The 19,196-nt window shown below is 67.6% G+C and carries 12 protein-coding genes and 6 pseudogenes; 17 read left to right on the forward strand and 1 reads right to left on the reverse strand.

Features of this window, described 5'->3' with window-relative positions:
- Positions 1 to 34 precede the first annotated feature (34 nt).
- On the reverse strand, positions 35 to 277 hold the full coding sequence (locus AC0IX7_RS17480) for a hypothetical protein (protein WP_471813096.1): 243 nt from the start codon (positions 275 to 277) through the stop codon (positions 35 to 37).
- Here AC0IX7_RS17480 and AC0IX7_RS17485 point away from each other — a divergent pair.
- The 17 genes and pseudogenes from AC0IX7_RS17485 to kdpA form a co-directional block, all read left to right on the forward strand.
- Positions 189 to 464, forward strand: a pseudogene (locus AC0IX7_RS17485) (glycosyl hydrolase 2 galactose-binding domain-containing protein); the annotation flags it as partial. The gene AC0IX7_RS17480 and the pseudogene AC0IX7_RS17485 sit on opposite strands and share 89 nt — an antisense overlap.
- A 67-nt stretch (positions 465 to 531) precedes the next feature.
- The gene (locus tag AC0IX7_RS17490) at positions 532 to 2,520 is read left to right on the forward strand and encodes a beta-mannosidase (RefSeq protein WP_471813098.1); all 1,989 of its coding nucleotides are present in this window, start codon (positions 532 to 534) and stop codon (positions 2,518 to 2,520) included.
- Between the two features lie 110 nt (positions 2,521 to 2,630).
- Complete coding sequence (locus AC0IX7_RS17495; protein ID WP_471813100.1) at positions 2,631 to 4,022, forward strand: glycoside hydrolase family 2 protein; 1,392 nt, start codon at positions 2,631 to 2,633, stop codon at positions 4,020 to 4,022.
- Entirely contained in the window at positions 4,019 to 5,293 is a 1,275-nt protein-coding gene (locus AC0IX7_RS17500) for a glycoside hydrolase family 2 protein (protein ID WP_471813102.1), read from the forward strand. The genes AC0IX7_RS17495 and AC0IX7_RS17500 overlap by 4 nt, the downstream gene beginning before the upstream one ends.
- A complete protein-coding gene (locus AC0IX7_RS17505; RefSeq protein ID WP_471813104.1) occupies positions 5,290 to 6,882 on the forward strand; it encodes a glycoside hydrolase family 3 protein in 1,593 nt (530 codons plus the stop codon). The genes AC0IX7_RS17500 and AC0IX7_RS17505 overlap by 4 nt, the downstream gene beginning before the upstream one ends.
- Positions 6,792 to 7,847, forward strand: a complete 1,056-nt coding sequence (locus AC0IX7_RS17510) for a glycoside hydrolase family 3 C-terminal domain-containing protein (RefSeq protein ID WP_471813939.1) — start codon at positions 6,792 to 6,794, stop codon at positions 7,845 to 7,847. Before AC0IX7_RS17505 ends, AC0IX7_RS17510 begins: the two co-directional genes overlap by 91 nt.
- A 182-nt stretch (positions 7,848 to 8,029) precedes the next feature.
- Positions 8,030 to 8,311: pseudogene (locus tag AC0IX7_RS17515) on the forward strand (glycoside hydrolase family 125 protein); the annotation flags it as partial.
- Positions 8,312 to 8,384: 73 nt separating this feature from the next.
- The gene (locus AC0IX7_RS17520; protein ID WP_471813106.1) at positions 8,385 to 9,278 is read left to right on the forward strand and encodes a glycoside hydrolase family 125 protein; all 894 of its coding nucleotides are present in this window, start codon (positions 8,385 to 8,387) and stop codon (positions 9,276 to 9,278) included.
- Positions 9,275 to 11,589: pseudogene (locus tag AC0IX7_RS17525) on the forward strand (GH92 family glycosyl hydrolase). Before AC0IX7_RS17520 ends, AC0IX7_RS17525 begins: the two are co-directional and overlap by 4 nt.
- Positions 11,586 to 13,575 (forward strand): annotated as a pseudogene (locus AC0IX7_RS17530) (alpha-L-fucosidase). Before AC0IX7_RS17525 ends, AC0IX7_RS17530 begins: the two co-directional pseudogenes overlap by 4 nt.
- A 198-nt stretch (positions 13,576 to 13,773) precedes the next feature.
- Positions 13,774 to 13,896: a hypothetical protein gene (locus AC0IX7_RS17535; RefSeq protein WP_471813108.1), complete on the forward strand. Its 123-nt coding sequence runs from the start codon at positions 13,774 to 13,776 to the stop codon at positions 13,894 to 13,896.
- The gene (locus AC0IX7_RS17540; protein WP_471813110.1) at positions 13,893 to 14,285 is read left to right on the forward strand and encodes an FAD/NAD(P)-binding protein; all 393 of its coding nucleotides are present in this window, start codon (positions 13,893 to 13,895) and stop codon (positions 14,283 to 14,285) included. The genes AC0IX7_RS17535 and AC0IX7_RS17540 overlap by 4 nt, the downstream gene beginning before the upstream one ends.
- Positions 14,282 to 15,166, forward strand: coding sequence for an FAD/NAD(P)-binding protein (locus AC0IX7_RS17545; RefSeq protein ID WP_471813112.1), 885 nt, complete (start codon positions 14,282 to 14,284; stop codon positions 15,164 to 15,166). Before AC0IX7_RS17540 ends, AC0IX7_RS17545 begins: the two co-directional genes overlap by 4 nt.
- Positions 15,167 to 15,209: 43 nt before the next feature.
- Positions 15,210 to 16,282 (forward strand): annotated as a pseudogene (nhaA, locus tag AC0IX7_RS17550) (Na+/H+ antiporter NhaA).
- A gap of 130 nt (positions 16,283 to 16,412) precedes the next feature.
- Positions 16,413 to 17,273 carry a TorF family putative porin gene (locus AC0IX7_RS17555; RefSeq protein WP_471813114.1) on the forward strand — a complete coding sequence of 287 codons (861 nt, stop codon included), beginning with the start codon at positions 16,413 to 16,415 and terminating at the stop codon, positions 17,271 to 17,273.
- A gap of 105 nt (positions 17,274 to 17,378) precedes the next feature.
- Positions 17,379 to 17,456: pseudogene (locus AC0IX7_RS17560) on the forward strand (potassium-transporting ATPase subunit F); the annotation flags it as partial.
- A gap of 22 nt (positions 17,457 to 17,478) precedes the next feature.
- Positions 17,479 to 19,182, forward strand: coding sequence for a potassium-transporting ATPase subunit KdpA (gene kdpA / locus AC0IX7_RS17565; RefSeq protein ID WP_471813115.1), 1,704 nt, complete (start codon positions 17,479 to 17,481; stop codon positions 19,180 to 19,182).
- Positions 19,183 to 19,196 lie beyond the last annotated feature (14 nt).

Genomic DNA, 19,196 nt, shown 5'->3' on the forward strand with positions numbered 1-19,196 from the left:
CGTTGGACTGTACTTCTCCTGCTTGCGAGCGCCGCTACCCCGTCTGGGCCGCACCACGTACCAGCGTCGTGCTCGACAGCGGCTGGTCGATGCGGATCGATCCGGCCGACACGGCTGCGGCCAAGGCGCATCCCAAGGCGGCACGCTGGTTGCGCGCGACCGTGCCGGGCAGCGCGCAGACCGACCTGATGGCGGCGAAGATCGTCCCCGATCCGTACAAGGGGCTGAACGAGGCGAAGATCCAGTGGGTCGGGCTGACCGACTGGCAGTACCGCACGACCTTGCGGATGACCGCCGAACAGCTTGCGCGCGATCATGTCGACCTCGTGTTCGACGGGCTGGACACGTTTGCCGAGGTGCGGCTGAACGGTACGAAGCTGCTCGCCGCGGACAATGCGCATCGGCGCTGGCGCGTGCCGGTCAAGGCGGTGCTGAAGCCGGGGGCGAACGACCTGCTGATCACCTTCCGATCGCCGATCCGCACGTTGCAGCCGATGGTGCTGAAGACCGCGCATCCGCTGCCCGGCGAATATGATCTCGATCTATGGCGACGAGCCGATGGGCAAGCAGACCTCGCCCTATATCCGCAAGCCGAAATACCAGTACGGCTGGGACTGGGGCCCCCGTATCGTCACGCAGGGCATCTGGCGTCCGGCGCGGATCGAGGCGTGGGACGACGCGCGGATCGAGGCATTCCGCGTGACGCAGGAAGCGCTGACCAAGACCGAGGCGCGGCTGTCGGCCGAACTCGACGTGGTCGCGGGCGAGGAGCGTCCCGTCACAGTCCAGGTCGCGGTGACCGGGCCCGACGGTCAGGTGACGCAGGCGGCGCGCACCGTCACGGTCGCGGCGGGCGCGAGCCATGTCGCGGTGCCGGTGAGCATCGCCAATCCGCAGCGCTGGTTCCCCGCGGGCTATGGCGCGCAACCGCTCTACACCGTCAAGGCGATGCTGACCGACGGTACCGCGACGATCGACACCGCGCAGCGCCGCACCGGCTTGCGCACCGTCGAACTGCGCCGCGAGAAGGATGCGCAGGGCCGCGGGTTCGCGTTCGTCGTCAACGGCATCCCGGTGTTCGCCAAGGGCGCGAACCTGATCCCGTTCGACATGTTCCCGGCGCGCGTGCCCGAGAGCCAGATCCGCACCGTCATGGCCGGCGCGCGCGACGCGAACATGAACATGATCCGCGTGTGGGGCGGCGGCTATTATCTGGACGACGCGTTCTACGACATCGCCGACCAGATGGGGCTGATGGTGTGGCAGGACTTCATGTTCGGCGGCTCCGTCACGCCGCCCGATCGCGAGTTCCGCGAGACCGTCAGGATCGAGGCCGAGGAACAGGTCGACCGGCTCCAGGCGCATCCCTCGATCGTGATGTGGGCGGGCAATAACGAAGTGCTCAGCGGCTGGGCGAACTGGTCCGACCGGATCGCGTACAAGAAGGCGGTCGGCGCGGACGAGCAGGAGCGGATCGGCGTCGGCATGGCGGTCATCTTCGACCGCGTGCTGCGCGATGCGGCCGAGCGGCGCGATCCGGACGCGGTCTATTGGCCGGGCTCGCCGAGCAGCAATTACGAGGACAAGCCCGACATCGATGGCGATGGCGACCGGCATTACTGGGACGTCTGGGGCGGCAAGAAACCGGTCGAGGCGTATCTCGACAGCTGCCCGCGCTTCATGTCCGAATACGGCCTGCAATCGATGCCCGAGATGAAGACGATCCGGACGTTCGCGACCGAGGCGGACTTCTCGCCGACCTCGCCGGTGATGAAGGCGCACCAGAAGTTCCTGAAGGGCGAGGGCAACGACCGGCTGCTGTTCTACATCCGCGAAAAGTACCGCGAGCCGCGCGACTTCGCCGAGTTCGTGTATCTCAGCCAGGTGATGCAGGCGGAGGGGATCGAGGTTGCCGCGCTGCACCACCGCGCGTGCCGGCCGGTGACGATGGGGTCGCTGTTCTGGCAGATCAATGACGTGTGGCCGGGCGCGTCGTGGGCCAGCATCGATTATTATGGTCGGTGGAAGGCGCTGCAATTCCGCGCACGGCATTTCTACGCGCCGCTGGCGATCGCTGCCGAGCGCAAGGACGGGTCGACCAAGGTCAGCCTGATCTCCGACGCGACGACCCCGACCGAGGCGGTCTGGCGGATGCGGGCGCTCGATGTCGACGGCAAGGTTCTCGCGACGACCGAGACGCCAGCGACGCTGGCGCCATTGTCCGCAACGGCGGTCGCGACGCTGCCCGACGCGACGCTGTTCGCGAGCGGCGATCCAGCGCACACGATCGCGGTGGCGGAGTTGCTGGTAAGTGGCCGCGTCGTCTCGCGCACGCTGCTGTCGGCAGCGCCGAAGACGATGACGTTGCCCGATCCAGGGCTGACCGCGACATGGGCGGGCGATCATCTGACGCTGACCGCGACCAAGCTGGCGCGCGCGGTGTGGCTCGACTTCGGCAAGGTCGAGGCGACGCCATCGGACAATGCGTTCGATCTGCTGCCGGGGAGAGCGTTACGGTGACTGTAGCGTCCAAAACGTCGACGGCGGCGCTGAAACGCGCGCTGACGATCCGGACATTGGCCGGGCAAGTCGTTCCCAAGTGATCCGCGTCGGTCGAGATCCTGCTGGTCGTGATCGGCCTCTCGATGGCGGCCCCGGCGCTGGCGGAACCCGCGGTGGGGCCCGCGGCGCGGCCAGCGACGGTGCCGATCACGCGCGTGTTGGACACCGAATGGGAGGTTCGCCTCGCACCGGGCGATGCCAACGCGGCCGCGCACAAGGCGGCGACGCGCTGGCTGCCCGCGCGCGTGCCGGGATCGGTGCAGACCGACCTGCTTGCCGCGCATTTGCTCGCCGATCCGTGGGTCGGCGAGGGCGAGCGTGCCGCGCAATGGGTGGGGCTGTCCGACTGGCAGTATCGGACCGTCGTCACGCTGGATGCGGCGACGCTGGCGCGCGCGAATGTCGATCTCGCCTTCGACGGGCTCGACACGTTCGCGACCGTCCGCGTCAACGGCACGGCCGTGCTCCGCGCCGACAACATGTTCCGCAGCTGGCGGCTCGCGGCCAAGGCGCTGCTGAAGCCGGGCCGCAACGTCATCGAGATCGAGTTCGAGTCGCCGATCCGCAAGCTCCTGCCGCGCGCGCTGGCCGAGAAGGTGCCGCTGCCGGGCGCCTATGACACGGCGTTCGGCGACGAGCCCAAGGGCCGCCAGACCGCGAATTACGTGCGCAAGGCGGCCTATCATTATGGTTGGGACTTCGCGCCGCGGATCGTCACGATCGGCGTCGGCAAGCCGGTCCGGATCGAGGCGTATGACGGCCTCCGACTGAGCGACTTCCATGTCGCGCAGGTGCATCTCGACGACAGCGTCGCGGTGCTCGATGCGGCGGTGGAGATCGACGCGGCGACGCCGCGCACCGTCGACGTGCGCGTGGATATCGCCGGCCCCGATGGCACGACGCAACGGCTCGACCGCCGCGTGACTCTGTTTGCGGGGGTGAACCCAGTGGTGCTGCCGGTCCGGATCGAACGCCCGCGACGCTGGTGGCCGGTCGGATACGGCAAGCCCGATCTGTACGCGGTGACCGCGACGGTCACCGAAGCGGGGCGCGTGCTGGGAACCGCGACGCACGACATCGGATTGCGCACCGTCGAACTGCGCCGCGATACCGATCGCTGGGGGCGCGGCATGGCGTTCGTGATCAACGGCGTGCCGATCTTCGCCAAGGGCGCGAACCTCGAGCCGGCCGACAGCATCGCGTCGCGCGTCCCCGCGGCACGCACCGATGCGGTGCTGGAGGCGGCGGTCGCGGCGAACATGAACATGCTGCGGATCTGGGGCGGGGGCTATTATCCCGACGACGCGGTGTTCGCCAAGGCCGACCGGCTGGGGCTGATGCTGTGGCAGGATTTCATGTTCGGCAACGCGCTGCCCGCCAACGACGCGGCGCTGCGCGAGAGCACGCGGCTGGAGGCGATCGACCAGGTCCGGCGGCTTCGCGACCACCCTCGCTGGTGATCTGGAACGGCAATAACGAGGTCCAGACCGGGTGGGACAATTGGAGCGACCGCAAGGCGTTCGCGCGCGCGCTCGGGCCGGACGGGCAGGAGGCGTTCGGCGCGCACCTCCGCCGATTGTTCGACAAGGATCTGCGCGCGGTCGTCAACACGCTGTCGCCGACCACGCCCTATTGGGGCGGTTCGCCGACCACCGATTATGACGGCATTTCCGAAGTGAAGACCGATGGCGACGTGCATTACTGGGATGTCTGGGCGCGCGCTCCGCTCGAGGATTACCTGACCACCGAAAACCGCTTCATGTCCGAATTTGGGCTGCAATCGATGCCCGGCCTGCGCACCACGCGCGAAATGCTGGGCGCGCGTCGCCCGGAGGACATGCCCGTCCAGATCGCCGGCAGCGCGTATGACAGCGGCAAGGGCAATGGCCGCATCCTCGGCTATATCCGCGCCGACTACGGCGAGCCGAAATCGTTCGTCGACTATATCTATCTGTCGCAACTGCTCCAGGCGGAAGGCCTGGAAATGGCGGTGATCCACCAGCGCGCGTCGCGCCCGCAGAACATGGGCACGCTGTACTGGACGCTCAACGACAGCTGGCCGGGACTGATCAACTCGATCTGGGCCGGGCAGGCCTGGGGCAGCATCGACTTCCACAATCGCTGGAAGGCGAGTCATTATCGCGCCCGGCGCTTCTATGCGCCGGTCACGATCGGCGCGCAGCACATCAAGGGCACTACCGTCGTCACGCTGATCTCCGACAAGCGCGAGGCGTTCCCCGCGCGCTGGCGCCTGCGGGTGATCGACCGCGACGGAACGCAGCTGTCGGAACGCGGCGGTACCGTGGAGGCGGCGCCGCTCGCGGCGATGCCGCTGGGCAAGTTCGCCGATGCCGACCTGCTCGGCAAGGCGGATCCGTCGCGGACCTTCGCGGTGGCGGACGTGACCGTGGATGGCACGGTCGTCGCGCGGCAGTTCGTCTATTTCGCCAAGGCGAAAGACGTCGCGCTGGCCGATCCCGCGCTGAAGGCGACCATCGTCGCCAGCCCCGGCGGCTATGCGCTGACCGTCTCGGCCACGTCGCTCGCGCGGGGCGTCTGGATCGACTTCGGCGATTGCGACGCGACGCTGTCCGACAATGCCTTCGACCTCGCCGCCGGCGACACCGTGACGATCTCTGTCCGTTCCGATGCATCGCTCGCGACGCTTCAACACGCCCTCTCGGTCCGCAGCCTGTTCGGCGCGACCGTCCCGACCAAGGCCACATCATGATCCGCACCGCGCTTTTCGCTTCCCCGCTCGCCGCCCTGCTCGCCACGTCCGCGCTCGCGCAGACGGTCGACCCAGCCGTCCGCAGCATGACGCTCGACGAGAAGGCGGCGCAGTTGCAGAGCGTCGCGCCGGCGATCCCGCGGCTGAATTTGCCGGCTTATGATTATTGGAACGAGGGGCTGCACGGGCTCGCGCGCAACGGCGTGGCGACGGTGTTTCCGCAGGCGATCGGGCTGGCCGCGACGTGGGACGAGGCGCTGCTCCGGCGGGTCGGCGACGTCGTGTCGACCGAGGCGCGGGCGAAGTCCAACGCGCTGCCGGCGGGGGACCGCGAACGCTACCAGGGGCTGACGATCTGGTCGCCCAACATCAACATCTTCCGCGATCCGCGCTGGGGTCGTGGGCAGGAGACGTATGGCGAGGATCCGTATCTGACGGGTAGGCTCGGGGTGGCGTTCATCGGCGGGTTGCAGGGGCCGGATCTGGCGCATCCCAAGGTGATTGCGACGCCGAAGCATCTGGCCGCGCACAGCGGGCCGGAGGCGGGGCGCGACGGGTTCGATGTCGATATCTCGCCGCATGATCGCGAGGCGACGTTCCTGCCAGCGTTCCGGATGGCGCTGACCGAGGGCAAGGCGCTGTCGACGATGTGCGCGTATAATTCGATCCACGGCGTCCCCGTGTGCGCGTCGGCGCCGTTGCTGACCGAGACGGTGCGGAAGCAATGGGGCTTCAAGGGGCTGATCGTGTCGGACTGCGATGCGGTCGGCAACATCGCGAATTATCATTATTACCGGCCGGATGCCGCGAGCGGGTCCGCCGCCGCGATTTCGGCGGGGATGGATTTCAATTGCGGGAAGACCTACGCGGCGCTCGGCGATGCGGTGCGGCGAGGGCTGCTGCCCGAAGCGACGCTCGATGCGAGTTTGACGCGGACGTTTGCGGTGCGGCGGATGCTCGGCGGGGCGTTCGGCGCGACGAGCCCGTGGGATACGATCAAGCCGACCGAATTCGATACGCCTGCACACCGCGCGCTGGCGCTGGAGGCGGCGCGGAAAGCGATGGTGCTGGTCCAGAACAACGGCGTGTTGCCGCTGAAATCCTCGGCGAAGATCGCGGTGATCGGGCCGAATGCGGACAGCGTCGATGTGCTGGAGGCGAATTATCACGGTACCGCAGCCGCGCCGATCACGCCGCTCGCGGCGCTGCGGAAGGCGTTTGGCGGGGTGCGGTACGCGCAGGGGTCGAGCATCGCCGAGGGCGTGCCCGTTCCGGTGCCCGATACCGCGCTGTCGCTGCGCGGCGAATATTTCCGAGGGAGCGACTTCGCGGGGGCGCCGGTGGTGCGCGCGGATCGGTTGATCGACTTCGACTGGGACCGCACCGCGCCCGCGCCGGGGATCGATCCGGCGTCGTTCTCGGTGCGCTGGACGGGGACGATCACCGCGCCGGCCGCGGGCGACTATGTGTTCCGGCTCGACGTGCCGCGCTGTTTCGACTGCAAGGGCATGATCCGTCGCGGTTATGGATCGACGACAAGTTGGTCGCCGACGATGACGGCAGCGGCAAGACTGTCGAAGCGCCGGTGACGTTGACCGCGGGCGCTCATGCGATCCGCGTCGAGCTGGCGCATAGCGGCGAGGATCAGGGGCTGCGGTTGACCTGGACCGCGCCTGCCGAGGCTCAGGTTGCAGAGGCGGTCGCCGCTGCGAAAGATGCCGATGCGATCGTCGCGTTCGTCGGGCTGTCGCCCGCGGTCGAGGGCGAGGCGTTGCAGATCGAGGTGGCCGGGTTCTCAGGCGGCGATCGGACCGATATCGGGCTTCCCGCTGCGCAGGTGCGGTTGCTCGAGGCGGCGAAGGCGACCGGCAAGCCGCTGGTCGTCGTGTTGATGACCGGCAGCGCGGTCGCTATGACTTGGGCGAAGGCGCATGCCGACGCGATCCTGGTCGGCTGGTATCCGGGTCAGGCGGGCGGGCAGGCGATCGCCGATACGCTGACGGGCAGGAGCAATCCGGGCGGGCGGCTGCCGGTGACGTTCTACGCGAAGACGCGCGATCTGCCCGCGTTCATCGACTACAACATGCGTGAACGGACCTATCGCTACTTCACGGGCACGCCGCTGTGGGGCTTCGGGCATGGGCTGAGCTATACGCAGTTCGCGTATGCCGCGCCCAAACTCGCGCGCAGTACGATCGCCGCTGGCGAGAGCTTCACCGTCGAGGTGCCGGTGCGTAATACCGGCAAGGTTGCGGGCGACGAGGTGGTGCAGGCGTATCTCGTGCCGCCGGAGCCGGCGGTGAAGCCGCGCTTCAACGATCCCGTCCTCCAGCGCCAGCTGGTCGGGTTCAGGCGCCAGACAGTGAAGCCGGGTCAGACGGCGCGCGTGGCATTTACGATCGATCCACGGGGCATGAGCAGCGTCGATGCGGCGGGAACGCGGCGTGTCGTGCCGGGCGAATACCGGCTGCATATCGGTGGTGGCCAGCCGGGCGACGGGCCGGGTGTCGATACCGTCTTCACCGTGACGGGAAGCAAGGATTTGCCGAAATGATCGACCGCCGGATGCTTTTAGCGGGCGCTGCGGCGCTCGGTGTCGCGGGACCGCTGCGGGCGGCGACACCGTCGTTCGTCAGCAAGCGCCCGAAGATTGGCGATCGTCGCTACAGCAGCCGCGCTGTCGAGGCGGAGATCGCGCGCGTGTCGGCCAGGATCGGCGATCCCGAACTCGCCTGGATGTTCGGGAATTGTTATCCGAACACGCTCGACACGACGGTGTTCATGGGTGTGGTCGACGGCAAGCCCGATGCGTTCGTGATCACCGGCGACATCGATTGCATGTGGCTGCGGGACAGTTCTGCGCAGGTCCATCCGTATCTGCCGCTGGCCAAGCGCGATCCGGCGTTGCGCACCCTGTTCCGCGGGCTGATCGCGCGACAGGCGCGGTGCATCCTGATCGATCCGTACGCCAACGCGTTCATGCACGATCCGTCGGCGAAGACCAATCTGAGCTGGTCGCTAAGCGACGACACGGAGATGAAGCCGGGCGTCGGCGAGCGCAAGTGGGAGGTGGATTCTGCTCTGCTACCCGATGTGGATCGCGCATGCCTATTGGCGGGCGACCGGCGATACCGTGCCGTTCGACGCGCTGTGGGCGGACGGCGCGCGCGCGTCGATCCGGACGTTTCGCGAGCAGCAGCGCAAGGACGGGCCGGGGCCGTATCGCTTCCGCCGGTCGTCGCCGATCGTCGGGGAGAGCATGCCGCTCGACGGCTATGGTCCGCCGTCGCGGCCTATCGGACTGATCCATTGCGGGTTCCGCCCGTCGGACGATGCGTGCGTGCTCCCGTTCCTGATCCCGTCGAACATCTTCGCGGTGCGCGCGCTGCGCCAGTTGGCGGAACTCGCGACGCGCGCTCGGCCCGACGCTGCGCTGGCGGCGGATGCCTCTGCGCTGGCGGACGAGGTCGAGGCGGCGTTGCGGTTGCACGGGATGACCAAAGGCGCGGACGGCCAGCCGGTCTGGGCGTATGAGGTCGATGGTTACGGCAACGCGATCTTCATGGACGACGCCAATGTGCCGAGCCTGTCGGGACTCGCGTATCTCGGCGCGGTGAAGGCCGACGATCCGCTCTGGCGGCGCACGGCCGCGCGCGCCTGGAGTAAGGACAACGCGTATTTCTTCACCGGCAAGGCGGCGGAGGGTATCGGCAGTCCGCATACCGGGCTGCGCGAGATCTGGCCGATGTCGATCGTGATGCATGCGTTGAATGCGCTCGAGACTGGCGACGACGCGACCGTCGCGCGGTCGCTGGCTGCGTTGAAGGCGACGCACGGCGGCACCGGGTTCATGCATGAATCCTTCAACCAGGACGACGGCGCGAAATTTACGCGGTCGTGGTTCGCCTGGGCGAACGGACTGTTCGGCGAACTGATCGTCGACGTCGCCGCCAAAAATCCCGCCCTTCTCGGAGTCCGCGCATGACCATCACTCGCCGCATGCTCCTCGCCGGGAGCGGTGCGCTCGCGCTGACCGCCCGCGCGACGTTTGCCGCCACGCCGCGCGGGCAGCAGACTGCACCCGATTTGTTCGTCGGTACGGGCGGGCATGGCCATACCTATCCGGGCGCGACCTTGCCGTTCGGGATGGTGCAGCTCAGCCCCGATACCGATGTCGAGCGCTGGGATGCGTGTTCGGGCTATCATCGCACCGACACGTCGATCATGGGGTTCAGCCATACGCATCTGTCGGGCACCGGGATCGGCGACATGCTCGACGTGCTGGTGGTGCCGACGCGTGGGCCGGTGCAGTTGGAGCCCGGTACTTTGGCCGACCCCGATGCGGGGTATCGCCAGCGCTTCTCGGCCGAGCATGCCGAGCCCGGCTATTACCGCGTAACGCTGGAATCGGGCGTGCGGGCGGAGCTGACTGTGACCGAGCGGACCGGCATCCAGCGGCATGTCTTTCCGGCGGGCGCGGGGCATATCCTCGTGAACCTGTCGCATCTGGTGCTCGACAAGACCGACAAGGGCGTGCTGATCGACGATGCGTCGCTGAACATCGACGAGACCGGCATGCTGACCGGCAGCCGGCGCGTGTTCCGCTGGGCGAAGGGGAGGCGGATCCACTTCGTGATGCAGCTGTCGCGCAAGCCCGACCGGATCGTGTTCTACGGCGATGGCGACGCTCCGCAGCCGGCGGGTGCGAAGGGCGTCGCGGGCAAGCGCGTCAAGGCGGTGCTGCATTATGACGACGCGGGTGCCGCGCCGATCGTGATCCGCACTGGCATCTCCGCGGTCGACGTCGCGGGTGCGCGCGAGAACCTTGCCGCCGAGGCGCGGCATTGGGATTTCGATCGCTATCGTGCCGATGCTGCCAAGAGCTGGGCACCTGCGCTCGAGGCTGTCCGCGTCGAGGGCGGCACGGCGGCGCAGCGCACGATCATGGCGAGCGCGCTGTACCACGCACAGCTCGCGCCGACGCTCTTCTCGGATGTCGACGGGCGCTATGTCGGGCTCGACCGGCAGGTGCACACGGTGACCGGCAAGGATCGTGCGTATAGTTCCTATTCGATGTGGGACACGTATCGCGCGCTGCATCCGCTGCTCACGCTGATCGAGCCGGCGCGGACCGCCGAACTGGTCGGCGACTTGATCCGCCAGACGCAGCAGAGCCCCTACGGTCCGCCGGTCTGGCCGTTGCAGGGGTCGAGACGGGGTGCATGATCGGCTGGCATTCGGTGTCGGTCATGGCCGAGGCGCGCGCGAAGGGCGTGCCCGCGAACTATGCCGCGGCGTGGCCGAACGTGCGGCGCCGGTCGTTCGATTTTGCCATGCCTACGATGGACAACAGCCTCGGGATCAAGCCGTACGACACGATGGGCTACATCCCCGCCGACACGGTGTTCGAGTCGGTCTCGCGCACGCTCGAATATGCGTATGACGATTACGCGTCTGCGCATCTGGCCGATGCTGCGGGCGCGAGTGCAGATGCGGCGCGGTTGCGCAAGCGGAGCGGGAATTGGCGCAACGTGTTCGATGCGTCGATCGGGTTCGCGCGGCCGAAGCTTGCGAACGGGGCATGGACGACGCCGTACGATCCGATCGCGCTCGGCCATGCGTCGAAGTGGCGCGATTATACCGAGAGCAATGGCTGGCAGGCGACGTTCCTTAACCAGCACGACGTCTATGGCCTGATCGCGGCGATGGGCGGCGATGCGAAGTTCGAGCAGAAGCTCGACGGGCTGTTCAATGCGCCGTCGACGCTGCCGAAGGATGCGCCGCCCGACATTTCCGGGCTGGTCGGCCAATATGCGCATGGCAACGAGCCGAGCCACCACGTCGCGTACATGTATGCGTATTGTGGTGCTGCGTGGAAGACGCAAGGAATGGTCCGGCGGCTGCTGACCGAGATGTACAAGGACGATCCCGACGGCATCATCGGCAACGACGATTGCGGGCAGATGAGCGCGTGGTTCGTGCTGAGCGCGCTCGGGCTGTATCCGGTCGATCCGGTGAGCGCGAATTATGTGCTGGGCTCGCCGCTGTTCGACCGGGCGGAGATGCGCGTCGGTAATGGCAAGACTCTCGTCGTCGAGGCGCGCGGGAATGCGGCGGATCGGCCGTATGTGCAGTCGGTGACGTGGAACGGCCGGCCCTGGACCAAGAGCTGGATCGCGCATGCCGATATCGTGCGCGGCGGTCGGCTCGTGTTCGAGATGGGCGCCACACCCAACCGTGATTTTGGCCGCGCGCCTGCCGATCGGCCGCCAGCAACCACCGGAGTTTCGCGATGACCCCCAAATTCACTGGCGATTTGAACCGCCGCGCGTTGATCGCGGGTACGCTCGCTACCGCGGCTGCCGGTCGCGCGAACGCCGCCGCCCCGGTCGGTGCGCCAGCTCCGTGGGGCGCAACGCCGAGCGTCCGCCAGCTCGCGTGGCACAAGCGCGAGCGCTACGGCTTCGTCCACTTCACGCTGAACACCTGGACCGACAAGGAATGGGGCTATGGCGACGAGGACCCGAAGCTGTTCGACCCGACCGCGTTCGATCCGGACCAGATCGTCGCAGCGGCCAAGAGCGCGGGGCTGACCGGGCTCGTCCTGACCGCCAAGCATCATGACGGTTTCTGCCTCTGGCCGACCAGGCTCACCGAGCATTGCATCCGCAACAGCCCGTACAAGGGCGGCAAGGGCGATATCGTCCGCGAACTGGGCGATGCGTGCCGTCGCGGCGGGATTTCCTACGGGCTGTATCTGTCGCCGTGGGATCGCAACCGCGCCGATTACGGCACGCCTGCGTATATCGACTATTTCCGCGCGCAGCTGACCGATCTCTGCACCAATTACGGCGAGCTGTTCGAAGTGTGGTTCGACGGCGCGAACGGCGGCGACGGCTATTATGGCGGCGCGCGCGAGGCGCGGAAGATCGATGCGCCGAAATATTACAACTGGCCGTCGATCATCGCGCTGGTCCACAAATTGCAGCCGATGGCGTGCACCTTCGATCCGCTCGGCGCGGATATCCGCTGGGTCGGCAACGAGGACGGACGCGCGGGCGATCCGTGCTGGCCGACGATGCCGAACCATCCGTACGTCCAGAGCGAGGGCAATTCGGGCGTGCGCGGTGCGCCTTTGTGGTGGCCGGCCGAGACGAACACGTCGATCCGGCCGGGCTGGTTCTATCATGCCGACGAGGACCTCCAGGTAAAGTCGCCGCAGCGGCTGATGCAGTTCCACGACGAGTCGGTCGGGCGCGGCACCAACATGATGCTCAACCTGCCGCCCGATCGTCGCGGGCTGATCGCGGAGCCCGATCTCGCGTCGCTGAAATCGTTCGGGACGCGTTGCGTGCGAGCTTCAAGACCGATCTGGCGAAGGGTGCGGTGGCGAGCGGACCGTCGCGCGGGGCCTGGTTCGCGCCGGCCAACGTGATCGATGGCAATCCCGACACCTATTGGAGCACGGCGGATGCGATGAAGACGCCGTCGCTGGTGCTCGATTTGCCGCCGGGGCGTCGCTTCGACCTGATCCGGATCCGCGAGGCGCTGGCGCTCGGCGTACGCGTCACGAAGTTCGCGATCGATGTGGCCGACGCGAAAGGCGCGTGGCGCGAGGTGGCGGTGCACGAATGCATCGGTGCGCAGCGGATCATCCGCCTGCCCGAGCCGGTCACCGCGCGCCGCGTGCGGTTGCGGATCGTCGAGGCGCCGGCCTGCCCGGCGATCACCGAGCTGTCGCTGTTCCTGAGCGTCGCGCCCGTGGCGGTCGCGGCGTCGCAGGCGACGGGCAACAAGATCATCTCGAAGACGGGGTGGACGATCGCGGGCGCGACGCAAGGCGATCCGGCGTCGCTCGATCCCACCAAGGCGGTGTCGCTGGCGAATGCAGTGAAGCCACCTTGGCGGGCGCCGAGGCGGTGCTCGACGACGACCTCGCGACCGTCTGGACCACGCCTGCGCCGACCTCGACCAGCCCGGTCATGCTGATGATCGACATGGGCAAGGCGGATCAGGTGGCCGGGTTCAGCCTGACGCCGACCCGTCAGGCCCTGCCCGACGCCGGGCCGCCGGGCCGCTACCGCGTCGAGACGAGCGAGGACGGCAAGACCTGGACGCCGGCGGGCGAGGGCGAGTTCGGCAACATCGCCTATGCCCGCGCGACGCAGCGCATCACCTTCGCGAAGGCACGCAAGGCGCGGTACCTGATGCTCGGCTTCACGACGGTCGCGACCGCGCAACCGAAGATGGCGATCGCCGGCATCGGTGCGTTCCGGCCGTAAGCTGCTGATCGATCCTCCCCCGCAAGGGGAGGTGTCGCCGAAGGTGACGGAGGGGGATACGGAACGACTGTTTCCCTTTCCTCTCCCTTCGTTTGGCAATGGCCAGCCACCTCCCCTGGCGGGGAGGATCGAGAGGGGGCTGGGCTAGCCGACTTCGATCGGGCATGGCTTCCCGCGGCAGCACGGGTGGGCGAACGGATGGACGACAGAGCAACGATGCCGCGGATCGCTGGGCCCGAGGATCATGTCGTCGTGGTCGGCGGCGGCTTTTCCGGCGCGCTGTTCGCGGTCAATTTGATGCGCCACGAGGGCCCCGGGTGACGCTGGTCGAGCGCCGCGACCGGCAGCTCGCGCGCGGCGTCGCGTATAGTGCAGCGCATCCGGACCACCTGCTCAACGTCCGCGCGGGCAACATGAGCGCGCTGCCCGACGATCCCGATCATTTCGTCCGCTGGCTCGAAGCGCACGGCAAGGGCGACCGCAAGACCTTCGTCCCGCGCACGACCTATGGCGCGTATCTGCGCGAACTGCTCGACGCGGCGATCGCGGAGTCGGACGGCCGGCTGGTGCATGTCGAGGGCGAGGTCTGCGCCATCGAGCCGGTCGAGGGCGAAGGCGTCACGCTGACGATGGCGGACGGGCGGGCCATCGCCGCCGATACCGCCGTGCTCGCGCTCGGGATCTGCCACCGCACACGCCGCCGGGCTTGAAGCCGGAGGCCCTGCCGGCGGGCGTGTATTGCGCAGACCCGTGGGCGGCCGATCTCGCCGAAGGTCTGGGCGCTGACGATACCGTCGTGCTGGTCGGCACCGGGCTGACCGCGATCGACGCGGCGCTGTTGCTCGATGCGCAGGGATCTGCAGGCCACATCCTCGCCACATCGCGCCGCGGATTGTCGCCCCGCCGCCATGTCGACGGCGCCCTCGCGCACCGCGGCGTGTCGGATAAGCCGCAGGGCGGGCTGACCGACCTCGTCCGTCATGTCCGTAACAGGGCCTCGACCGAAGGCTGGCGGTGCGCTGTCGACGAACTTCGCCCGGTGACGCAGATGCTGTGGTCGGCAGCGTCGCAAGACCTGCGTGGCCGTTTCCTGCGGCATCTGCGTCCCTATTGGGACGTCCATCGCCACCGCCTCGCGCCGGCCGTCGCCGACCGCGTCAAGGCGCTTGTAGCGACCGGCCGACTGACCTTCGCGGCGGGTAAGATCGTCTCGGCCGAGGCCGATGGGCCGCAGGCAAAGCTGACCTGGCGACCACGCGGCGAAACCGCCACCGTCGTCACGCACGCCGCGCGGATCGTAAACTGCACCGGGCCGCAGGGCGATCTGTTGCGCTCCGAGGAGCCGCTCGTGAAGCATCTGCTCGCCGCCGGGCTGATCCGACCCGATCCGCTGCGGCTCGGCGTCGACGTCGATGCGCAATCGCGGGTGATCCGGGCGGACGGTACGCCCGACGACCGCATCCACTGCATCGGCCCGATGACCCGCGGCGGGCTGTGGGAAGTGGTCGCCGTTCCCGACATCCGCGTTCAGAGCTGGGACCTCGCACGCCGGCTGTCGAACGCGCAATGGGTCGGCGGGGAAGGGCTGTGAGCGCGGTCCGGCGCTTTTTGCGGGCGATGCGGCGGGCGCCATCGTGCTGCTCGCCGCGACGATCGCGGCGCTGCTCGTCGCCAATTCACCACTCGCGCCGGCCTATTTCGCGACGCTTCACCATGAAGTCGCTGGGATGAGCGTCCATCACTGGATCGACGACGGCGCGATGGCGCTGTTCTTCCTGCTGATCGGGCTGGAGGTGAAGAGCGAGTTCGTCTCGGGGCATCTCTCGACCTGGGGAGAGCGCATCCTGCCCGGCGCGGCGGCGCTTGCGGGGATGGTGGTGCCGGCGTGCCTCTATCTGCTCGTCAACATGGGCACGCCCGCCAATCTGCGCGGCTGGGCGATCCCGGCGGCGACCGACATCGCGTTCGCGCTCGGCATTCTCGCCTTGCTCGGATCGCGCGTGCCGACCTCGTTGAAGATATTGCTGACCGCGATCGCGGTGATCGACGACCTGCTCGCGATCCTCGTCATCGCGGTGTTTTATACCGGCCAGATCGCGCTGCTACCGCTGCTTGGCGCGGGCGTGGGGCTCGGCGTGCTGGTCATCCTGAACCTGTCGGGGGTGCGGTCGCTGGTACCGTATCTGCTGATCGGCGTCGGCATCTGGTATGGCGTCCTGCTGTCGGGCGTCCATGCGACGCTCGCCGGCGTGGCGGTCGCGTTCACGATCCCGCTGCGGACGGGGAGGGGCAACCGCCGCTCAAACGCCTCGAACACGCCCTCCAGCCCTGGTCGAGTTTCGCAATCGTGCCGGCGTTCGGGTTCGCCAATGCGGGCATCGCGTTCGGCGGGATGGTGGCGGCGGACGTGATTTCGCCGCTGCCGGCCGGGATCATGCTGGGGCTGTTCCTGGGCAAGCAGATTGGCATCTTCGCGACGATCCGCGGGCTCGTCACGTTGCGGCTGGCCGAGGCGCCCAAGAACGCGAACTGGGCGCAGGTGTACGGCATGGCGGTGCTATGCGGGATCGGCTTCACGATGAGCCTGTTCATCGGCGGGCTCGCGTTCGCAGGCGCGCCGCACGCGATGGATTCGGTCAAGATCGGCGTGTTCGCGGGCTCGATCCTGTCGGGTCTGGCGGGCTGGATGCTCCTGCGCCGGGCGTAATTCCGACAATACTACGCGAAACATACGCGCCGGCCCGGCAATCGATCTCGAATTGCTACGTCGCCGGCGCCTAATTGCCAGTCCTCGCGGCCCGCCACTCTTCCGGCAGGGACCGCGCATGGGGATAGCAATGCACAGTCTTCGTTTCGTCGCCGGCCTAGTTCTAACGGGCGGTATCCTGACCGGTCTCGCCACGCCCGCGTTCGCACAGGACACCGCGCCGCCTTCTCCCGTGACCGTAACCGGTTCGGTGACGCTCGCGACCGACTACCGCCTGCGCGGCGTGTCGCAGTCGGACAAGGACGGCGCGATCCAGGGCGGGCTGACGATCGCGCACCAGAGCGGCGTGTATGTCGGCGCATGGGGCTCGAACCTGTCCGGCTGGGGCACGTTCGGCGGCTCGAACATGGAGCTCGACCTGATCGGCGGCTACAAGCACAAGCTCGCTGACAACGCGACGATCGACGTCGGCCTGACCTGGTACATGTATCCGGGCGGCGCCTCGAAGACCGACTATGCCGAGCCCTATGTGAAGCTCAGCGGCACGACCGGCCCGGCGACGCTGACCGCGAGCGCTTTCTACGCGCCGAAACAGCAGGCGCTCGGCAAATGGTATCGCACCGGCGCCGATGCGGCTGCGGGCGTCTATACCAATCCCGGCGCCAAGACCGACAATCTCTACCTCACCGGCGACGGAGCGTTCGCGATTGCCGGCACGCCGGTCACCGCCAAGGCGCATATCGGCCATAGCTGGGGCAATGACGGCCTCGGTCCGAACGCGACCAGCGTGACGCCGACCGGCGATTACTGGGACTGGTCGCTCGGCGCGGACGCCACGTACAAGAACCTGACCTTCAACGTCAGCTATGTCGACACCGACATCACGCGTCGCAGCGCAGCGTATCTCCAGCCGAGCTTCTCCCGCGGGCAGGACGGCACCGGATCGATCGCCGACGGCACGATCGTCGCCTCCCTCACCGCTGCCTTCTGAAGGATCGACCGATGCAGGATCTACTCTGGATAGCGATCATGGTCGGGCTGGTGGCGGCGACGCTCGCCTATGTCCGCCTGTGCGACAACGCGTGAGGACGCAGCCATGACCCTCGACCTCTGGCTCGCCGCGATCGTCGCGCTCGGGCTACTTTTCTATCTCGTGGCGGTGCTGATCCGTCCCGAACGCTTTAGAGCGCGCTCCCATGACATTCCAGGGATGGATCCTGATCCTCGGCTTCGTCGGCATATTGCTGGCGCTGACCAAACCCGTCGGCCTGTGGCTGTTCGCGCTGTACGAAGGCCGCCGCACGCCGATCCACGCCGTCCTCGGCCCGGTCGAAACAGGCTTCTACAAGCTCGCCGGTATCGATCCGAAGGCCGAGCAGGGCTGGCGCCGCTATGCGCTGCACATGCTCCTGTTCAACGCGACGTTGATGGCACTCACGTACGCGGTACTGCGCCTGCAGGGCGTGCTGCCGGGTAACCCGCAAGGCCTCGCTGGCCTCGCGCCGCACCTCGCGTTCAACACCGCGATCAGCTTCACAACCAACACCAATTGGCAGAGCTATGGTGGCGAATCCACCATGTCGAACTTTGCCCAAATGTTCGGCCTGACGATCCACAATTTCCTGTCGGCGGCGACCGGCATCGCGCTGGCGTTCGCGCTGTTCCGCGGCTTTGCGCGGCGGTCCGCCACAACGATCGGCAACTTCTGGGCGGATGCGACGCGCGTCACGCTGTACCTGCTCCTGCCGATCTCGATCGTCTACGCGCTGTTCCTGATTGCCAGCGGCGTGCCGCAGACGCTCGCGGGCGTCGTCGACATCCAGACGCTGGAGGGCGCGAAGCAGTCGTTGCTGCTCGGCCCGGTCGCCAGCCAGGAAGCGATCAAGATGCTCGGCACCAATGGTGGCGGCTTCTTCAACGCGAACTCGGCGCACCCGTTCGAGAACCCGACCGCGCTGACCAACCTGATCCAGATGCTGTCGATCTTCGTCATCGGTTTCGGCCTGACCTGGACGTTCGGCAAGGCCGTCGGCAACACGCGCCAGGGCTGGGCGATCCTCTCGGCAATGCTCGTGCTGTTCCTCGCCGGCGTCACCATCACCTATGCCCAAGAAGCCGCGGGCAACCCGATCCTCCACAACATCGGCGTCGCGGGCGGCAACATGGAGGGCAAGGAGGTCCGCTTCGGGATCGCCGCATCCGCGCTGTTCTCCGTCGTCACCACGGCGGCATCGTGCGGTGCGGTCAACGCGATGCACGACAGCTTCACGGCGCTCGGCGGCATGATCCCGCTGCTCAACATCCAGCTCGGCGAGGTCGTCATCGGCGGCGTCGGCGCCGGCATTTACGGCTTCCTGCTGTTCGCCATCCTCGCAGTGTTCGTCGCAGGCCTGATGGTCGGCCGCACGCCCGAATATGTCGGCAAGAAGATCGAGAGCCGCGAGGTCAAGCTGGCGGTGCTGGCGATCGCCATCCTGCCGCTCGTCATCCTGGGCTTCACCGCGCTCAGCGCCGTGCTGCCCGCCGGACTCGCCGGGCCGCTCAACAAGGGGCCGCATGGGTTCACCGAGATCCTCTACGCCTTCACCAGCGGCGTCGGGAACAACGGCTCGGCGTTCGCGGGCCTGACCGCCGCGACGCCCTATTACAATGGCTTGCTCGGGGTCGCGATGTGGCTCGGGCGCTTCTTCATCATCGTGCCGATGCTCGCCATCGCCGGATCGCTCGCGGCCAAGAAGCACACGCCGGAAAGCACTGGCTCGTTTCCGACGACGGGTGCGCTGTGGGTCGGCCTGCTGGTCGGGATCATCCTGATCGTCGGCGGCCTGACCTTCCTGCCGAGCCTCGCGCTCGGTCCCATCGCCGATCATCTCGCGATGATCAGCGGCAAAACCTTCTGACGGGACAAGCCAAA

The sequence above is a fragment of the Sphingomonas sp. AC411 genome, from assembly GCF_979253035.1.